The following is a 15,654-nucleotide window of genomic DNA, read 5'->3' as shown; positions in this document are numbered from 1 at the left end:
CGAGATCCCGCCGCATGCGGACCGCACCCGGTCGGGTGACGACGGCGCGCCGCTCCGGGGCCGTTCGGAACCCGTTCCGGACCCGTGCGGGCCTCCGTTCAGCGGGCCGCGCCGGTGGTCACCGTCCGCTCCGCCGAGAAGCCGCTCCAGGTGCCGTCGGGCAGCCGCGCGCGCAGCCGCACCCGATGCCCGGCCCCCGCGTCCCGGCCGGCGTAGAAGCTGTAGCGCGCGCGTCCGCGCGGCGGGTCGCCGCCCCAGACGAGGGAGGTGGCCGTGGTGCCGTCGAGCAGGATCTGGTACTCGGTGATCACGCCGTCCACCCGCGGGGGATCCCACGTCAGGTCGATGTAATAGGCCCCCGCCGACCGGTGGGTCGTGGCGGTGAAGGCGGCCGGCGCGGTGGCCCGGCCGTCGTCGGTGCCCGGTGTGCCGAGCCGCACCCGGGCGCTCTCGGGCGACAGGTTGCCGGCCGCGTCCCGCGCCCGCACGGTGAAGACGTAGCGGGTGCCGGGACGCAGTCCGGTGAGCACGGTCGCGGTCTGGCCGCCGCCGACACTGTGGATCTTCACGCCGCCCTGCAGGACGTCGTACGACACCACGCCCCGGTCGTCCCGGGCGGCACCCCAGGAGAGCTGGACCGCCCGGCTGCCGACCACCCGCCCGGCCGGCCGCGACGGGCGGCCGGGAGCCGAGCGGTCCGCCACCGTGACCGCGGGCGTCCGTGCCCGCACCGCGCGGCTCGGCGGCCCGAGCCGGCCGCCGGTGTCGCGCGCCCGCACGGTGAAGGCGTACCCGGTGGACGGCCTGAGCCTGACGACGTCCACCATGTGCTGGGAACCCGGTACGTCGGCGACCCTCGTCGCGCCCCGGTACACCTCGTAGGAGCGGATCCCCGGACCGTCGGGCAGCGCGTTCCACATGACGTGCACGCTGGACGCGCTCCCTGCCGTGGCGGTGACACCGGTCGGGGCGCCGGGCGCGCGACCGCCCTCGTCGTCGGCCGCACCGCTCCAGCCGCAGGACGCGACCAGCAGCACGACGCCGAAGGCCAGCACGGACCGCGGGGGGACGTGTCGCACGGCTCCGCCTTCCTGCGGACGGCATCACGGCAAAGGTCCGGACCAATATGGCCCGGGCGGGGCGGCCGTAGCAAGAGGTGGTGTTGCCCGCCGTGCGGGGGAGTTACGTATGCTGAGGTCTCCCAACGGGACGAACTCCCCGTGATCGCAGGGGAGTTCACGCTCAGGCGCGGAAAACGCTGTCGTCGCCGGACCCGCGCCGGCCCGGGCGGCCGGGGGGCTCGGGTCGTTGTCCCCCGGCCCCCCGGCCCCTGGTTCACCTCTCACGGGGGCGTCGGCCGACTGCTCCATCCGGCCCCATAGGGGTGGCAGGTGCTCGCCCATTGGTGCCGGTATTGGGCATGGTGTCCGGAATGTCCCACGAGGAGAGGTCCCTCAGAGTGCGTGTCCAGTCGCTGACGCTGGCCATGGCCGGCGCCGCCCTGCTCGCCCCGACGACGCTTCCGGCCGCCGCCGCCGCGCCACCCCGGCAGGGGCCCGTCGGCCGCGGGGAGGGCTCCGTGACGGCGGCCGACCTGCTGGACCGGGTGCGCACGTGCGCCCAGGTCTCCCGGGGCCGGTACCGCACCGACGACGACACCCGGCGCAAGGTCCCCGTCTGCGCCACCCGTAAGGCGGTGTTCTGGAAGGCGGACCTGGACGTCGACTGCGACGGACGCCCGACCGCCCGCTGCAACCGCCGCACCGATCCGCTGTTCTCCGCCGCCACCGCCTTCCAGCAGTCCGACGGTCGCCACCTGAACGCCGCTGCCCTGCCCTACATCGTGATCCCCGCCGCCAGCCGCGTCTGGAACCCCCGGGCGCAGGGCGTGCGCGGCGGCTCCGTGGTGGCCGTCGTCTACCGCGGCCGCGTGCAGTACGCGGTGGTCGGCGACACCGGCCCGCGCGAACTCATCGGCGAGGCCTCCTACGCCACCGCCCGCGGCCTCGGCATCAAGGCCGACCCGCGCAGCGGCGGTGCCGACTCCGGCGTCACCTACATCGTCTTCAAAGGCTCCCGGATCTCGCCCATCGAGGACCACCGCGCAGCGGTGGCGGAGGGGGAGCGGCTGGCCCGGAGGTTCGTCGGGGCCAAGTGAGACAGTGCCGCGGGGCGGCCGGCCGGCCGGCGGGTGGGTGCCGGCGCCGGCCGGCGGCGTCCGTCGGAGGGCTCGGACGCCTCCCGACGGTGCCGTCCGGAGGGCTCGGACGCCTCCCGGCGGACGGCTCACGCCTACCGACGCCGAGGTTCACACCCCGGTGGCCGAGGTTCACGCCTTCCGGTGGCTGTGGGTCACGCCGCCCGGCGCCCGCGGCTCACACCTTCCGGTAGCCGTACGCCTCCGCGGCCGCCGCCTCCACCGCGTCGAGGTCCGCGCCCGTGGCCGCCGTGACCACGGCCGCCACCGCGCCCTCGACGAACGGCGCGTCCACCAGGCGGGCGCCGTCCGGGAGTTCGTCGCCCTCGGCGATCAGCGCCTTCACCGTGAGCACCGCACTGCCGAGGTCGGTGAGCAGGGCCACGCCCGCGCCCCGGTCCACGGACGCCGCCGCGGCGGAGATCAGCTCGGCGCTGGTGCCCAGTCCGCCGCCCTCCGTGCCGCCCGCCGGGGCGACGGGGACACCGCCCGCCCCGCCCGCCAGGCCCTTCGCGAGCTCCACGACGGAGGCGGCGACCTGCGCGCTGTGGGACACCAGGACGATCCCGACCACCTTCTCGCCCCGCTGCCCGCCCGTCCCGTTCTTCCCGTCGCTCGTCGCACGGCTGCCGTCGTCGCTCACCTCAGGCTCCCGACGCGGCTTCTTCGAGCGCCGCGATCAGCAGCGCGGAGGACGTGGCGCCCGGATCCTGGTGGCCGATGCTGCGCTCGCCCAGATAACTCGCCCGGCCCTTGCGCGCCTGCAACGGTGTGGTGGCCACCGCGCCCTCCTCGGCGGCCGCGCGGGCAGCGGCGAAGCCGTCGGGGAGCGCGTCCACGGCCGGCGCCAGGGCGTCGATCATGGTCTTGTCGCCGGGTGCCGCGCCGCCGAGCGCCATCACGCCGTCCACGCCCGCCCGCAGCGCCTCGGCCAGTTGGGCCTCGTCGACCTCGGCGGAATCCCCGAGCGCCTTCCCGGCGCGGCGCAGCAGGGTGCCGTACAGCGGCCCGGACGCCCCGCCGACCGTCGAGATCAACTGGCGTCCGGCCAGAGTGAGCACCTGGCCCGGGGTCTCCGGTGACTCCTTCTCCAGGGTCGCCCTGACGGCCGTGAATCCGCGCTGCAGATTGCTGCCGTGATCGGCGTCCCCGATGGCCGAGTCGAGGGCGGTGAGCCGTTCCGCCTCCCGGTCGATGGACGCGGCGGCCACCGTCATCCAACGGCGGAAGAAATCGGCGTCGAGCACTGGATCTCCTTGCGTGGTAGGGGTGTTGACCGCTTCGTCCGCCGTATCACATCCCCCAGCGCAGTGCCGGGGTGTTCACCGGCGCGTCCCACAGCCGCAGCAATTCCTCGTCGACCTGGCACAGGGTGACCGAGGCGCCCGCCATGTCGAGGGAGGTGACGTAGTTGCCGACCAGGGTGCGGGCCACGGCCACACCGCGTTCCCCGAGCACCCGCTGCACCTCGGCGTTGAAGCCGTACAGCTCCAGCAGCGGGGTGGCGCCCATGCCGTTGACCAGGACCAGCACGGGGCTGCGCGGGGTCATGTCGTCCAGGACGGCGTGCACCGCGAAGTCGGCGATCTCCCGGGAGGTCATCATGGCCCGCCGCTCCCGGCCCGGTTCGCCGTGGATGCCGATGCCCAACTCCAGCTCCCCGGAGGGCAGGTCGAAGGTCGGACTGCCCTTGGCCGGGGTGGTGACGGCGCTCAGCGCGACGCCGAAGCTGCGGGAGTTCTCGTTCACCTGGCGCCCGACGGACTCCACCCGCTCCAGCGGCTGCCCCTCCGCCGCCGCGGCGCCCGCGATCTTCTCCACGAACAGGGTGGCGCCGGTGCCGCGCCGCCCGGCCGTGTACAGGCTGTCGGTGACCGCCACGTCGTCGTTGACCAGCACCTTGGCGACCTGGATGCCCTCGTCCTCGGCGAGTTCGGCCGCCATGTCGAAGTTGAGCACGTCGCCGGTGTAGTTCTTCACGATGAACAGGACGCCGGCCCCGCTGTCGACCGCGGCGGCGGCGCGGGCCATCTGGTCCGGCACCGGCGAGGTGAACACCTCTCCCGGACAGGCGGCCGAGAGCATGCCGGGACCGACGAACCCGCCGTGCAGCGGCTCGTGCCCGGACCCGCCGCCCGAGACGAGCGCGACCTGCCCGGCGACGGGCGCGTCCCGGCGGACGATCACCCGGTTCTCCACGTCGACGGTCAACTCCGGATGCGCTGCCGCGATCCCCCGCAGCGCGTCCGCCACGACGGTCTCCGGGACGTTGATCAGCATCCTCATCTGTGCCTCCTAAGAAGCCTCATCCGCTCGGCGACGGACGGAAGGGGAGTCCTGCTCCTCAGTATCGGCCTTGCGGCAGTCAAGGTCATGTGCACTGCAGCCGCGGATCCGGAACGGCCGCGGCGGCCGGACCGCCCGTCCGGCGGAGAGCGGCCCCCCGGTCGGGGGAAGTTGCCGGGGTCCTGACCGGCCCGGACGCCGGCGCCGGGACGGGCACGGCCGCTTGGACCGGGCCCCGGCGGGGAACCCGGGTCCCGGAGGGGCGAGCACGGAGGCCGCCGGGCGGCCGGAGGAGGTGCCGTTTCCGTGAACGACTGGGAGACCCCCGACGACGTACGGCTCTCGCCGCGCGAGCGCGTCGCGCTGCTGATCATCGAGGCCGAGCTGCGGCAGGACCGGCGGCTCGTGCACCGGATGCGGGCGACGCCCGGCCGGTCCCGCCGCCACCGGGGCGCGTGGCTGCCGCTGGCCTTCCTGCTGCTCGTGTGCGCGTCCGTGTTCACCGCCGTCGTGGGCATCCGCACCTCGGACCCCTCGCTGCTGTGGTGCTTCGCCCTCCTGTGGCCCCTGACCCTGTTGCAGGGCTTGCGCCTGCTCTGCCGCGCCACTCGCCGGCGGTCCCCGTCCGGCGGCGGGGTGACCCCGTGGCTCTGAGCCGACGCCTCCGGCTCGTGGCTCTTGCTCATTCGTAGTTTGTGCTCAGTGGACGAAGACGCCCCGGCGCCGGTCGAGCACATGCTCATGTGCTCGACCGGCGCCGGGGCTCCTCGGGTGGTGCTCCGCCTTTTTCGGGTGCTACTCAGCCTTCCTTGCCCCGCCCGGACATCGCGTCCCGCAGCCGGTCGACCAGACCGGCGCCCGGTGCCAGCATCTTGTTGGCCGGGGGCTTGTCCGGTGCCGTGGGGTGCGGGCGGGTCGGCGCGGTCTTCTTCGCCCGGCGCACCTTGTCGCCGAGCTCGTCCAGTGCCTCCGGCGAGCAGGCCGCCTGGAGCATCGGGAAGAGGTTCTGCTCCTCGTCCTCCACATGGGACCGGATCTCGCTCATCAACCGGGTCATGAGGTTGTCGAACTGCGGGTCGTCCGCGTCCAGGCCCTCGATGTCCTTCATGATCTGCTCGGCCTCGGCGTGGTCCTCGAGCTCCTTGTCGGCCAGCGCGTCCCCGCCCTTCACGTGCTCGCGCACCGCCGGGTACAGGTAGGCCTCCTCGGCCACCGAGTGCCGGACCAGTTCGATGGTGGCCTGGTCGGCGAGCAGCTTGCGGTCCTTGGCACCGGGCGGCAGCGCCTCGAAGCGGCCGAAGATCTCCTCGACCTCACGGTGATCGGTCGTCAGTTCGTGGATGACGTTCCCGCCGTGACCCATGTCGTTACCTCCTCATGTGCGCGGCGGCCGTCGCCGGCCGGCCGGTCGCTGCGCCGAGTGCCCTGTCCCCGGCGCGCTACACGGCCCGTTTCCGCCCGTCAGCGCTTCGGGTGACGGTCTCCCGCCGTACGGCCCACCCCGCGCTGCGGGCCCCTCAGCGGCGCCCCAGGCTCTTCCGCCGGCCCCTGCTCCGCCCGCGCCCCGGGCCTGTGACCCGCCACTGGCCCGTGACCCGCCTACCGCCCCGGCCCTGCCTCGCGTCCGTGCCCCGGCCCTGCCTCGCGTCCGTGCCCCGGCCCTGCCTCGCGTCCGTGCCCCGGCCCTGCCTCGCAACCCGGCCCGGTCCCGCGCCCTCGCCCCGGTCCCGCGCCCCCGCCCGGTCCCCGCGCGCTCGAGCCGTTCGTACGGCCGGTGCGGCGCGCGCGACAGCCAGTCGCCGACAGGTTCCGAACCTGTCACGCGAGCCGCCTGCCCGCCCTCGCCGCTGCGGACGCCGGATCCGGGGGGTCGGGCGGGCGCGGCGGCAGCTCGTCCATGGCTCACGAAAGCCCAGGTCAGAGGTGTGCTCGGACGGATTGTCGACCCCGCGGCGCGACCGTCTGAGTCGCGAGAGTGCCCGGCCGCGAACACAATCGGAATCGTCGTGTGAAGCCGACTGGCACGGGAACACAGTGCCAGTGCCGTCCAGCCAGTGGCGGCCGACCAGGGCGGTCGTCCGACCAGCGGGGGACCCGGGCCCTGCCGTCATCCCAGCATCGTCCGTCCCCGGGGAGCCGACGACGACGTCGGCCGGACCGCCCCGCACGCGCCGCGCCACCCGCGCGGAAGCGCCTCGAGGACGCGCGGCACGCGACGACCGCGACCGCGACCACCGTGAAGTCCGCGCAGACCGCAGGAGTCCGCGCGCGAAGACCGCGAGAGCCGCGAGAACCGCGAGCGCGCGGACGGAGGAAGAGTCATGACTGGTGAGACCCCTGCGGTTCCCTGGCAGCGTGCCCTCGTGACCGGCGGCGCCGGCTTCCTGGGTTCCCATCTGTGTGAGCGGCTGCTGGATTCGGGTGCCGAAGTCGACTGCGCGGACAACCTGGTGTGCGGGCGGCGCGAGAACGTGGCTCATCTGGACGGCAGGACCGGCTTCCGCTTCGTCGACTGCGACGTCTCCGCCCCGGACTGCGCGCGGCGGCTGCCGGGACCGTACGACCTGGTCCTGCACTTCGCCTGCCCGGCCTCGCCCGCCGACTACCTGCGCCTGCCGCTGGAGACCCTGGACGCGGGCAGCCTCGGCACCCGCAACACCCTGGCGGTCGCGGAGCGTGACGGGGCCCGGTTCCTGCTCGCCTCCACCTCCGAGGTGTACGGCGATCCGCTCGTGCACCCCCAGCACGAGGGCTACTGGGGCAACGTGAACCCGGTGGGACCGCGCAGCGTGTACGACGAGTCGAAGCGGTTCGCCGAGGCGCTCGTCACCGCGCACGCCGGGGCGCACGGCACCAACGCGGGCATCGTCCGGCTGTTCAACACCTACGGACCACGGATGCGCGCGCACGACGGGCGCGCCGTGCCCACCTTCATCAGCCAGGCACTCGCCGGCGAGCCGCTCACCGTCACGGGCGACGGCAGCCAGACCCGTTCGCTGTGCTACGCGGACGACACCGTCGACGGGGTGCTGCGGGTGGCCGCCAGCCGGTCCGTGCGGCCCGTGAACATCGGCGGCGCCGACGAGATCACCATGGCCGACCTGGCCCGCCGCGTGGTGGCCCTGACCGGTTCGCCCTCCCCGATCGTCTTCATCGACCGGCCCGTCGACGACCCCGGCCGGCGCCGCCCCGACACCAGCCTGGCGCGCGAGCTGCTCGGCTGGTCGCCGCAGGTGCCCTGGGAGGAGGGCCTGAAGCAGACCATCGCCTACTTCGCCGGCCTGCCGCCGGACGGGGAGCCGGCCGTCCGGTCCTGACCCCCCGCCCGTCCGCAGCCCTGGAGACGACGCATGCACGTCCTCGGTATCAACGCCCTCTTCCACGACCCCGCCGCGGCCCTGGTCTCGGACGGCAAGGTGGTGGCGGCCGCGGAGGAAGAACGTTTCTCCCGTCGTAAGCACGGCAAGCGGCCCGTCCCCTTCTCCGCCTGGGAACTGCCCGAGCGGTCCGCCCGCTGGTGCCTTGAGCACGCCGGGCTCACCCCTTCCGACCTGGACGCCGTCGCCTACTCCTACGACCCCGCGCTCGCCCGCCCCGCCGAACGCCTGGGCCTCGACGACCCGTGGGACCACCTGCGCCAGGAGTACGCCCGCCGGGCCCCCGGCTTCCTCGCCGAGGCGCTGCCGGGCCTCGACCCGGCCAAGGTCCGCTTCGTCGCCCACCATGTCGCCCACGCGGCCTCCGCCGGGCCCATGTCGCCGTACCCCGACTGCGCCGTCCTCGTCCTCGACGGGCGCGGCGAGTGCGGCTCGCACCTGGCCGGCCGCTACACCAACCGGGAGCTGACCGTCCTCGGCACCCAGCAACTGCCCGACTCCCTGGGCCTGTTCTACGAGGACCTCACCCAGCACCTCGGATTCCTGCGCAGCAGCGACGAGTTCAAGGTGATGGCCCTCGCGTCGTACGGCACCCCGCGGTTCGCCGACCGCCTGCGCGCGTACGTGCACGCCGACGACACTGACGGTACCGACCGCACCGGCGGACCCCACGGCTTCCGGGCCCGCCCCGTGCCCTGGGCCGAACTCGTCCCGCCCCGCCCGCCGGGCGGCGACTGGAGTCAGGACCACGCCGATCTCGCGGCCAGCGCCCAGCTCTGCCTGGAGGAGACCGTGCTCGCCCTCGCCCGCCGACTGCGCGAACGCACCGGCGAGGACGCCCTGGCCCTGGCCGGCGGCGTCGCGCTCAACTGCGTCGCCAACACCCGGCTGTGGCGGGAGAGCGGCTTCCGGCACGTGTGGGTGCAGCCCGCCGCCGGGGACGCCGGCACCGCCCTGGGCGCGGCCGCCCACGTGGCCGGCCAGAAGGACACCCTGGAGCCGATGCCGACCGCCGCCCTCGGCCGCGGCTGGAGCGACGGCGAACTGCGCGCGTGGCTGGAACGGGCGGCCGTCCCCTACGAGGAGCCCGCCGACATCGCCGAGACCGCCGCCGAGGCCCTGGCGGCCGACGGCATCGTGGCCTGGTTCCAGGGCCGCGCCGAGTACGGACCGCGCGCCCTCGGCCACCGCTCGCTGCTGGCCCACCCGGGCCACGCGGCGAACGTCGAGCGCCTCAACGCGGTCAAAGGACGCGAGGAGTTCAGGCCCGTGGCCCCCATGGTCCTCGCGGAACGCGCGGCCGAGATGTTCGACGGCCCGCTGCCCAGCCCGCACATGCTCTTCGTGCACGACGTGGCCGCCGACTGGCGGGCCCGCATCCCGGCCGTCGTGCACGTCGACGGCACCGCCCGCATCCAGACCGTGGACCGCGCCGAGGAGCCGCTGGTGGCCCGGGTGATCGACGGGTTCGAACGGCGCACCGGGCTGCCGGTGGTGGTCAACACCAGCCTGAACACAGCCGGGCGGCCCATGGTGGACGACCCCCGCGACGCCCTGGAGTGCTTCGGCTCCGCCCCCGTCGACCTGCTCGTCCTCGGCCCCTTCGCGATCCGGCGACGAAAGGCCTTCGCATGACACCCGCGCCCGCCTACACCGTCGTCGTCCCGACGATCGGCCGCCCCTGCCTCGCCGAGTGCCTGCGCGCGCTGGCCGGGGCGCAGGGACACCCGCCGCACGAGGTGATCGTGGTCGACGACCGGCCCGGCACCGAGGGCGACCTGCCCCTGGAGGCCGCCGGGCCGCTGCTCGACCGGGTCCGGACCCTGCGCACCGGCGGCAAGGGCCCGGCCGCGGCCCGCAACGCCGGGTGGCGGACCGTACGCACGCCCTGGACCGTGTTCCTCGACGACGACGTCCAGGTGCTCCCCGACTGGTCCCACAGGCTCGCCGACGACCTGCGGGGGGCCGGCGAGGAGGTCGGCGGCATCCAGGGGCGGCTCAGCGTCCCGCTGCCCCCGGACCGCCGGCCCACCGACTGGGAACGCAACACCAAGGGCCTGGAGAACGCGGCCTGGGCCACCGCCGACATGGCGTACCGGACCGCCGCGCTCACCCTGGTCGACGGCTTCGACGAACGCTTCCCGCGCGCCTTCCGCGAGGACGCCGACCTGGCCCTGCGCATCGAGCGCGCCGGCTGGACCCTGTGCCGGGGCACGCGGGTCACCCGGCACCCCGTGCGCGCGGCCCACTGGTGGGCCTCGCTGCCGGCCCAGCGCGGCAACGCCGACGACGCCCTGATGAGCCGGCTGCACGGGCGCGACTGGTGGCGCCGCGCCCAGGCGCCCCGCGGCCGGCTGCCCCGGCACCTGGTGGTGACCGGCGCCGCCCTCGCGGCGGCCGGGTGCGCCCTGGCGGGCCGTCGCCGCGCCGCAACCGTCTGCGCCGCCCTGTGGACCCTGGGCACGGCGGAGTTCGCCCTGGCGCGCATCCTGCCCGGCCCCCGTACTGCCCGCGAGATCGCCGGGATGCTCGGCACCAGCGTGCTCATCCCGCCGCTCGCCGTCCGGCACTGGACGCGCGGGGTCCTGCGCCACCGCAACGCCGAACCTCTCGGAGGTGCCCGGTGAACACCGACCGGCCGCCCGTCGCGGCCGTGCTGTTCGACCGCGACGGCACCCTCCTCGCGGACGTGCCCTACAACGGCGATCCCGCCCGCGTACGGCTGCTGCCCGGCGCCGCGGCGGCGGTCCGGCTGGCCCGCCGGGCCGGCCTGGGCACCGCCGTGGTCAGCAACCAGTCGGGCATCGGCCGCGGCCTGCTCACCACCGAGCAGGTGCGGGTCGTCAACGAGCGGGCGGACCACCTGCTCGGCGGCCTCGGCAGCTGGCTCTTCTGCCCGCACGCCCCGGACGCCGGCTGCCCCTGCCGCAAACCACGCCCGGGCCTGATCCTGGAGGCCGCCGCCCAACTCGGCGTCCCGCCCGCCCGGTGCCTGGTGATCGGCGACATAGCGGCGGACGTCCTCGCCGCCCGCGCGGCCGGCGCCCACGGCGTACTCGTACCGAACACGGCCACGGCCCCCGACGAGGCCCGGCTCTTCGCCTCCGAGAGTGCCCCCGATGTGCTGACGGCGGTGCGCCGAGCCCTGCGCGAGGCGCCGGGTGTGAAGAACGCGGCCCGAGCGGCGGGCGAGAGCCCCGCCGCTGAGCGGACCCGGTCCGGGAGGCGGTCGTCGTGAGAGCCCTGGTCGTCAGGCTCGACAGTTTCGGGGACGTGCTGCTCGCCGGGCCCGCCGTGCGGGCGGTCGCCGGTCACTGCTCGCACGTGACCATGCTGTGCGGGCCGCGGGGAGCCGACGCCGCCCGGCTGCTGCCCGGCGTGGACGAGGTGCTGGAGTGGGAGGCGCCCTGGGAGGGCTTCGACCCGCCCGCGGTCGACGTGGCCGACGTCGACCGGCTGCTGTACCGCCTGCGCGCGGCCGCCTTCGACACCGCGCTGGTTCTCACTTCCTTCCACCAGAGCCCGCTGCCGACCGCGCTGCTGCTGCGGCTCGCCGGAGTCGGGCGGATCGGCGCCGAGAGCGTCGACCACCCCGGCCGGCTGCTGGACGTACGCCACCGGCGCCGCGAGGGCCGGCACGAGGCCGAGGCCGCGCTCGACACCGCGGCCGCCATGGGGTTCACGCCGGCCGAGGGCGACGACGGTCGGCTGCGCGTCCTGCCGCCCCCGGACACCAGCGGCATGACCGGCCACGGCCCCTACGTCGTGCTGCACCCCGGCGCCACCGCCCCGGCCCGCGCCTGGAGCGCCCACCGCTGCGAGGAGGCCGTCGCACTGCTCGCCGACGCCGGACACCGCGTCGTCGTCACCGGCGGCCCGGACGAGACCGCGCTCACCCGCCGGGTGAGCGGGGACGTCGCCGTGGACCTCGGCGGCCGCACCGGCCCCCGCACCCTCGCCGGCGTGCTGCGCATGGCCGACGTCGTGGTCAGCGCCAACACCGGACCGGCCCACCTGGCCGCCGCCGTCGGCACCCCCGTGGTGTCGCTGTTCGCGCCGGTGGTCCCGGCCGACCGCTGGGCACCGTACGGCGTCCCCACCATCATCCTCGGCGACCGGTCGGCGCCCTGCGCGGACACCAGGGCCCTGGTCTGCCCGGTGCCCGGCCACCCCTGCCTGGACGAGGTCACCGGACAGGACGTGGTGCGCGCGGTGCACAAGCTCATCCAGGAGCGGCACTCATGAACATCCTCGTCTGGCACGTGCACGGATCCTGGCTCACCGCCTTCGTACAGGGCCCGCACACCTACCTCGTCCCGGTCACCGAGGACCGCGGCCCCGACGGCCTCGGCCGGGCACGGACCTGGGACTGGCCCGCCACGGTCCGGGAACTGACCCCCGCCGAACTGCGCGACTGCGCCATCGACCTGATGGTGCTCCAGCGCCCGCACGAACCCGAGCTCGCCCGCCGCTGGACCGGCCGCCGGCCCGGCGTGGACGTACCCGCCGTGTACGTCGAGCACAACAGCCCCGACGAGTCCCCGGAACGCCAACGGCACCCGCTCGCCGGGCAGTCGAGCGTCCCCGTCGTCCACGTCACCCACTTCAACCGGCTGATGTGGGACAACGGCAGGGCCCCGACCGAGGTCGTCGAGCACGGCATCATCGACCCGGGCCCGCTGTGGACCGGCACCGAGCGGCGGGCCGCCGTCGTCGTCAACGAGCCCGTGCGCAGGGGCCGAACCACCGGGACCGACCTGCTGCCCCGGTTCGCCCGCTCCGCGCCCCTCGACGTCTTCGGCATGCGCACCGAGGGACTCGCCGGACACCTGGACCTGCCCCCCGAGCGCTGCCGCGCCCGGGACCTGCCCCAGCGCGAACTCCACCGCGCGATGGCCCGCTGCCGGCTCTATCTGCACCCCGTCCGCTGGACCTCCCTCGGCCTCTCCCTGCTGGAGGCCATGTTCCTGGGCATGCCCGTGGTCGCCCTGGACACCACCGAGGTCCGCGAGGCGGTGCCCGGGGACGCCGGGGTGGTCTCCAACCGCCTCGACGTCCTGGAGGACGCCGTACGGACGTTCCTCGCCGACGCGGAGCACGCGCGCAGGACCGGAGCGGCGGCCCGGGCCGCGGCCCGGGCCCGCTACGGAGAGCGGCGCTTCCTGGACGACTGGGAGCGCCTGATCAAGGAGGTCACCCGATGAGCCGCATTCTGCCCACGGCCGGCCGCGTCGCCATGGTCTCCGAGCACGCCAGCCCCCTGGCCGCGCTCGGCGGACCGGACGCGGGCGGCCAGAACGTGTACGTGGCACAGGTCGCCCGCCAGCTGGCCAGGAAGGGGTACCGGGTCACGGTCTACACCCGGCGCGACTCCCTGGGCCTGCCCGACCGGGTGACCCTCATCGACGGGGTCCAGGTGGTGCACGTGCCCGTCGGGCCGCCCGCCCCCGTCCCCAAGGACGAACTCCTCCCGCACATGGCCGAGTTCGGGGCCTTTCTCGGCAGGCAGTGGTCCGCTGATCCGCCCGACGTGGTGCACTCCCACTTCTGGATGTCCGGTCTCGCGGCCCTGACCGGCACCCGTGGCCTCGGCATCCCCGTCGTGCACACCTACCACGCCCTCGGCACCGTCAAGAAGCGCTACCAGGGCGCCGACGACACCAGCCCGCCCGAGCGCCTCGCGATCGAGGAGGCGGTCGGCCACGAGTGCGCCCGCATCATCGCCACCTGCTCCGACGAGGTGGCCGAACTGCGCGCCATGGGCCTGTCCGAGGACCGCGTCACGGTCGTCCCCTGCGGGGTGGACCCGGACCAGTTCAGCCCGGTCGGCCGGCCCCGGACGGCACCCGGCGTCCGTCGGCTGCTGGCCGTCGGCCGGCTCGTGCCCCGCAAGGGCTTCGACCGGGCGATCCGCGCCCTCGCCGGCGTGCCGGACGCCGAACTCCTCATCGCGGGCGGCCCGGAGGCCGACCTGCTCGGCACCGAGCCGGAGGCCGAGCGCCTGCTCACCATCGCCGGGGAGTACGGCGTCGGCGACCGCGTGACCCTGCTCGGCGGGGTCGGCCGGGACCGGATGCCCCGCCTGATGTCCAGCGCCGACCTCGTCCTGTCCCTGCCCCGCTACGAACCCTTCGGGATCGTCCCGCTGGAGGCCATGGCCTGCGCCACCCCGGTCGTCGCCACCGCCGTCGGCGGCCAGCTCGACACCGTCGTGGACGGCGTCACCGGCGTACGGGTCCCGGCCGACGACGACCACCACGACCTCAGCGGCGTCATCCGCGCGCTCCTCGACGACCCCGGCCGGCTCACCGCCTACGGGGCCGCCGGACGGGACCGCGTGCTGGCCCACTACACCTGGGACCGCGTGGCCGACGGCGTGGCCGGGGCGTACGGCGCCGTGTCCACGATCCCCTCACTCCAGGGAGTCGTCCGATGAAGACCGCCACCGACACCGCGCACTGCGACGACCTGATGAAGGCTTTGGAGACGTTCCGCGACTGCGGCGCCCTCATCGAGCGCTGGGGCACCGGACTGGCCCGCCGGCTGGGCTCCGGCGCCCGGCTGCTCGTCGCCGGCAACGGCGGCAGCGCCGCGCAGGCGCAGCACCTCACCGCCGAACTCGTCGGCCGCTACCGGGACGACCGGGCGCCGTTCTCCGCGCTCGCCCTGCACGCCGACACCTCCTCCACCACCGCCATCGCCAACGACTACGGCGTGCAGGAGGTGTTCGCCCGCCAGACCGCCGCCCACGGCCGCCCGGGCGACGTGCTGATGCTGCTGTCCACCAGCGGCGCCAGCGCCAACCTGCTGGCCGCGGCCGACCGCGCGCACGACCTCGGCATGACGGTCTGGGCGATGACCGGCCGGGCCCCCAACCCGCTGCACCGCGCCGCCGACGAGGCCCTGTGCGTGGACGCCCCGGTGGCGGCCACCGTCCAGGAACTGCACCTGGTCGCCGTGCACATGCTCTGCGAGGCCTTCGACGAGGCGCTCGGGCGCGGCGAGGCCGACGGGCGCGCCGAGGACGGCCGGGCTGGGGGGAACGGCCGGGTGGACGGCCGCGGCGGCGTGAAGGGACGCCTCGACGGCCGGGGCCGGCCCGGCCGAACCTCGGCCGGCGCCCCGGACGCCCACGGGGAAGGAGCCGCATGACCGCCCCCCGCACCCCCTTGCTCGTCGTCGGCGACGCCCTGCTCGACCACGATCTGTGCGGCCGCGCCGACCGGCTGGCGCCCGACGCGCCCGTGCCGGTGGTGCACGGCACCCGGCGCAGCTCACGCCCGGGCGGCGCGGCCCTCGCCGCCTGCCTGGCCGCCGCCGACGGCCGCCCGGTCACCCTCGTCACCGCCCTCGGCGACGACGAGGCCAGCGGCGCCCTGCGCGACCTGCTGGCCGGCCGCGTCGACCTGATCGAGCTGCCCCTGGACGGCGAACTGAGCAGCAAGACCCGCGTGCTCGCGGGGGACCGGCCGCTGCTGCGGCTCGACGACGGCGACGGACGCGCCCGCGAGGCCACCCCGCGGGCCCGCACGGCGGTCGCCGGGGCGGACGCCGTGCTGGTCGCCGACTACGGCCGCGGCGCCGCCGACGTCCTCGGCGAGGCCCTGGCGCAGGCGGCCGCGCGCGCACCCGTGGTGTGGGACCCGCACGTGCGCGGCGGCCCCCCGGTCCCCGGCGTACGGCTGTGCACGCCCTCCGCGCAGGAGGCCCGCCTCCTGGCCCGGCGGGCCGGCCAGGACGCCGAGCCCGGCGACGACGCCGGACTGCGCACGGCCGCCCGCGACGCCCGGGCCC

Annotated in this window: 15 protein-coding genes and 1 pseudogene; 11 read left to right on the top strand and 5 right to left on the bottom strand. The window is 75.5% G+C overall.

Features of this window, described 5'->3' with window-relative positions:
• Positions 1–98: 98 nt before the first annotated feature.
• Positions 99–1,079: a fibronectin type III domain-containing protein gene (locus PV343_RS00080; protein WP_319144631.1), complete on the bottom strand. Its 981-nt coding sequence runs from the start codon at positions 1,077–1,079 to the stop codon at positions 99–101.
• Between the two features lie 380 nt (positions 1,080–1,459).
• Between PV343_RS00080 and PV343_RS00075 the strand changes: the two genes are divergently transcribed.
• Positions 1,460–2,158, top strand: coding sequence for a glycoside hydrolase family 75 protein (locus PV343_RS00075; protein ID WP_319144630.1), 699 nt, complete (start codon positions 1,460–1,462; stop codon positions 2,156–2,158).
• Between the two features lie 217 nt (positions 2,159–2,375).
• Here PV343_RS00075 and PV343_RS00070 read toward each other — a convergent pair whose 3' ends face one another.
• From PV343_RS00070 to dhaK, 3 genes are all read right to left on the bottom strand, one after another.
• Entirely contained in the window at positions 2,376–2,771 is a 396-nt protein-coding gene (locus tag PV343_RS00070) for a PTS fructose transporter subunit IIA (protein WP_319145148.1), read from the bottom strand.
• 70 nt (positions 2,772–2,841) lie between these two features.
• On the bottom strand, positions 2,842–3,444 hold the full coding sequence (dhaL, locus tag PV343_RS00065; RefSeq protein ID WP_319144629.1) for a dihydroxyacetone kinase subunit DhaL: 603 nt from the start codon (positions 3,442–3,444) through the stop codon (positions 2,842–2,844).
• A 46-nt stretch (positions 3,445–3,490) separates the two neighbouring features.
• Positions 3,491–4,483: a dihydroxyacetone kinase subunit DhaK gene (gene dhaK, locus PV343_RS00060; RefSeq protein ID WP_319144628.1), complete on the bottom strand. Its 993-nt coding sequence runs from the start codon at positions 4,481–4,483 to the stop codon at positions 3,491–3,493.
• A 306-nt stretch (positions 4,484–4,789) separates the two neighbouring features.
• Between dhaK and PV343_RS00055 the strand changes: the two genes are divergently transcribed.
• Entirely contained in the window at positions 4,790–5,137 is a 348-nt protein-coding gene (locus PV343_RS00055; protein WP_319144627.1) for a DUF3040 domain-containing protein, read from the top strand.
• A gap of 145 nt (positions 5,138–5,282) precedes the next feature.
• Here the strand turns inward: PV343_RS00055 and PV343_RS00050 are convergent, their stop codons facing one another.
• The gene (locus PV343_RS00050; RefSeq protein WP_319144626.1) at positions 5,283–5,846 is read right to left on the bottom strand and encodes a hemerythrin domain-containing protein; all 564 of its coding nucleotides are present in this window, start codon (positions 5,844–5,846) and stop codon (positions 5,283–5,285) included.
• 958 nt (positions 5,847–6,804) lie between these two features.
• On the opposite strand from PV343_RS00050, the gene PV343_RS00045 reads away from it, so the two are divergent.
• From PV343_RS00045 to PV343_RS00005, 9 genes and pseudogenes are all read left to right on the top strand, one after another.
• Positions 6,805–7,800 (top strand): NAD-dependent epimerase/dehydratase family protein, encoded by a 996-nt coding sequence (locus tag PV343_RS00045; RefSeq protein WP_319144625.1) that lies wholly within the window; start codon positions 6,805–6,807, stop codon positions 7,798–7,800.
• Between the two features lie 33 nt (positions 7,801–7,833).
• Positions 7,834–9,495, top strand: coding sequence for a carbamoyltransferase (locus PV343_RS00040; RefSeq protein WP_319144624.1), 1,662 nt, complete (start codon positions 7,834–7,836; stop codon positions 9,493–9,495).
• On the top strand, positions 9,492–10,487 hold the full coding sequence (locus PV343_RS00035) for a glycosyltransferase family 2 protein (RefSeq protein ID WP_319144623.1): 996 nt from the start codon (positions 9,492–9,494) through the stop codon (positions 10,485–10,487). The genes PV343_RS00040 and PV343_RS00035 overlap by 4 nt, the downstream gene beginning before the upstream one ends.
• Positions 10,484–11,098, top strand: coding sequence for an HAD-IIIA family hydrolase (locus tag PV343_RS00030; protein ID WP_319144622.1), 615 nt, complete (start codon positions 10,484–10,486; stop codon positions 11,096–11,098). Before PV343_RS00035 ends, PV343_RS00030 begins: the two co-directional genes overlap by 4 nt.
• Positions 11,095–12,105: a glycosyltransferase family 9 protein gene (locus tag PV343_RS00025; protein ID WP_319144621.1), complete on the top strand. Its 1,011-nt coding sequence runs from the start codon at positions 11,095–11,097 to the stop codon at positions 12,103–12,105. The genes PV343_RS00030 and PV343_RS00025 overlap by 4 nt, the downstream gene beginning before the upstream one ends.
• Positions 12,102–13,064 (top strand): glycosyltransferase family 4 protein, encoded by a 963-nt coding sequence (locus tag PV343_RS00020; protein ID WP_319144620.1) that lies wholly within the window; start codon positions 12,102–12,104, stop codon positions 13,062–13,064. The genes PV343_RS00025 and PV343_RS00020 overlap by 4 nt, the downstream gene beginning before the upstream one ends.
• A complete protein-coding gene (locus PV343_RS00015) occupies positions 13,061–14,296 on the top strand; it encodes a glycosyltransferase (protein WP_319144619.1) in 1,236 nt (411 codons plus the stop codon). Before PV343_RS00020 ends, PV343_RS00015 begins: the two co-directional genes overlap by 4 nt.
• Positions 14,293–15,012 carry an SIS domain-containing protein gene (locus PV343_RS00010; protein ID WP_319144618.1) on the top strand — a complete coding sequence of 240 codons (720 nt, stop codon included), beginning with the start codon at positions 14,293–14,295 and terminating at the stop codon, positions 15,010–15,012. Before PV343_RS00015 ends, PV343_RS00010 begins: the two co-directional genes overlap by 4 nt.
• Positions 15,009–15,654, top strand: a pseudogene (locus PV343_RS00005) (D-beta-D-heptose 1-phosphate adenosyltransferase); the annotation flags it as partial. The gene PV343_RS00010 and the pseudogene PV343_RS00005, both read left to right, overlap by 4 nt.

Origin of the sequence: Streptomyces sp. WI03-4A, assembly GCF_033792105.1 — a bacterium.
GTDB classification, from domain to species: Bacteria; Actinomycetota; Actinomycetes; order Streptomycetales; family Streptomycetaceae; genus Streptomyces; species Streptomyces collinus_A.
The sequence above is the reverse complement of the archived record's forward strand: the minus strand, read 5'-3'. Positions and strand labels throughout refer to the sequence as shown.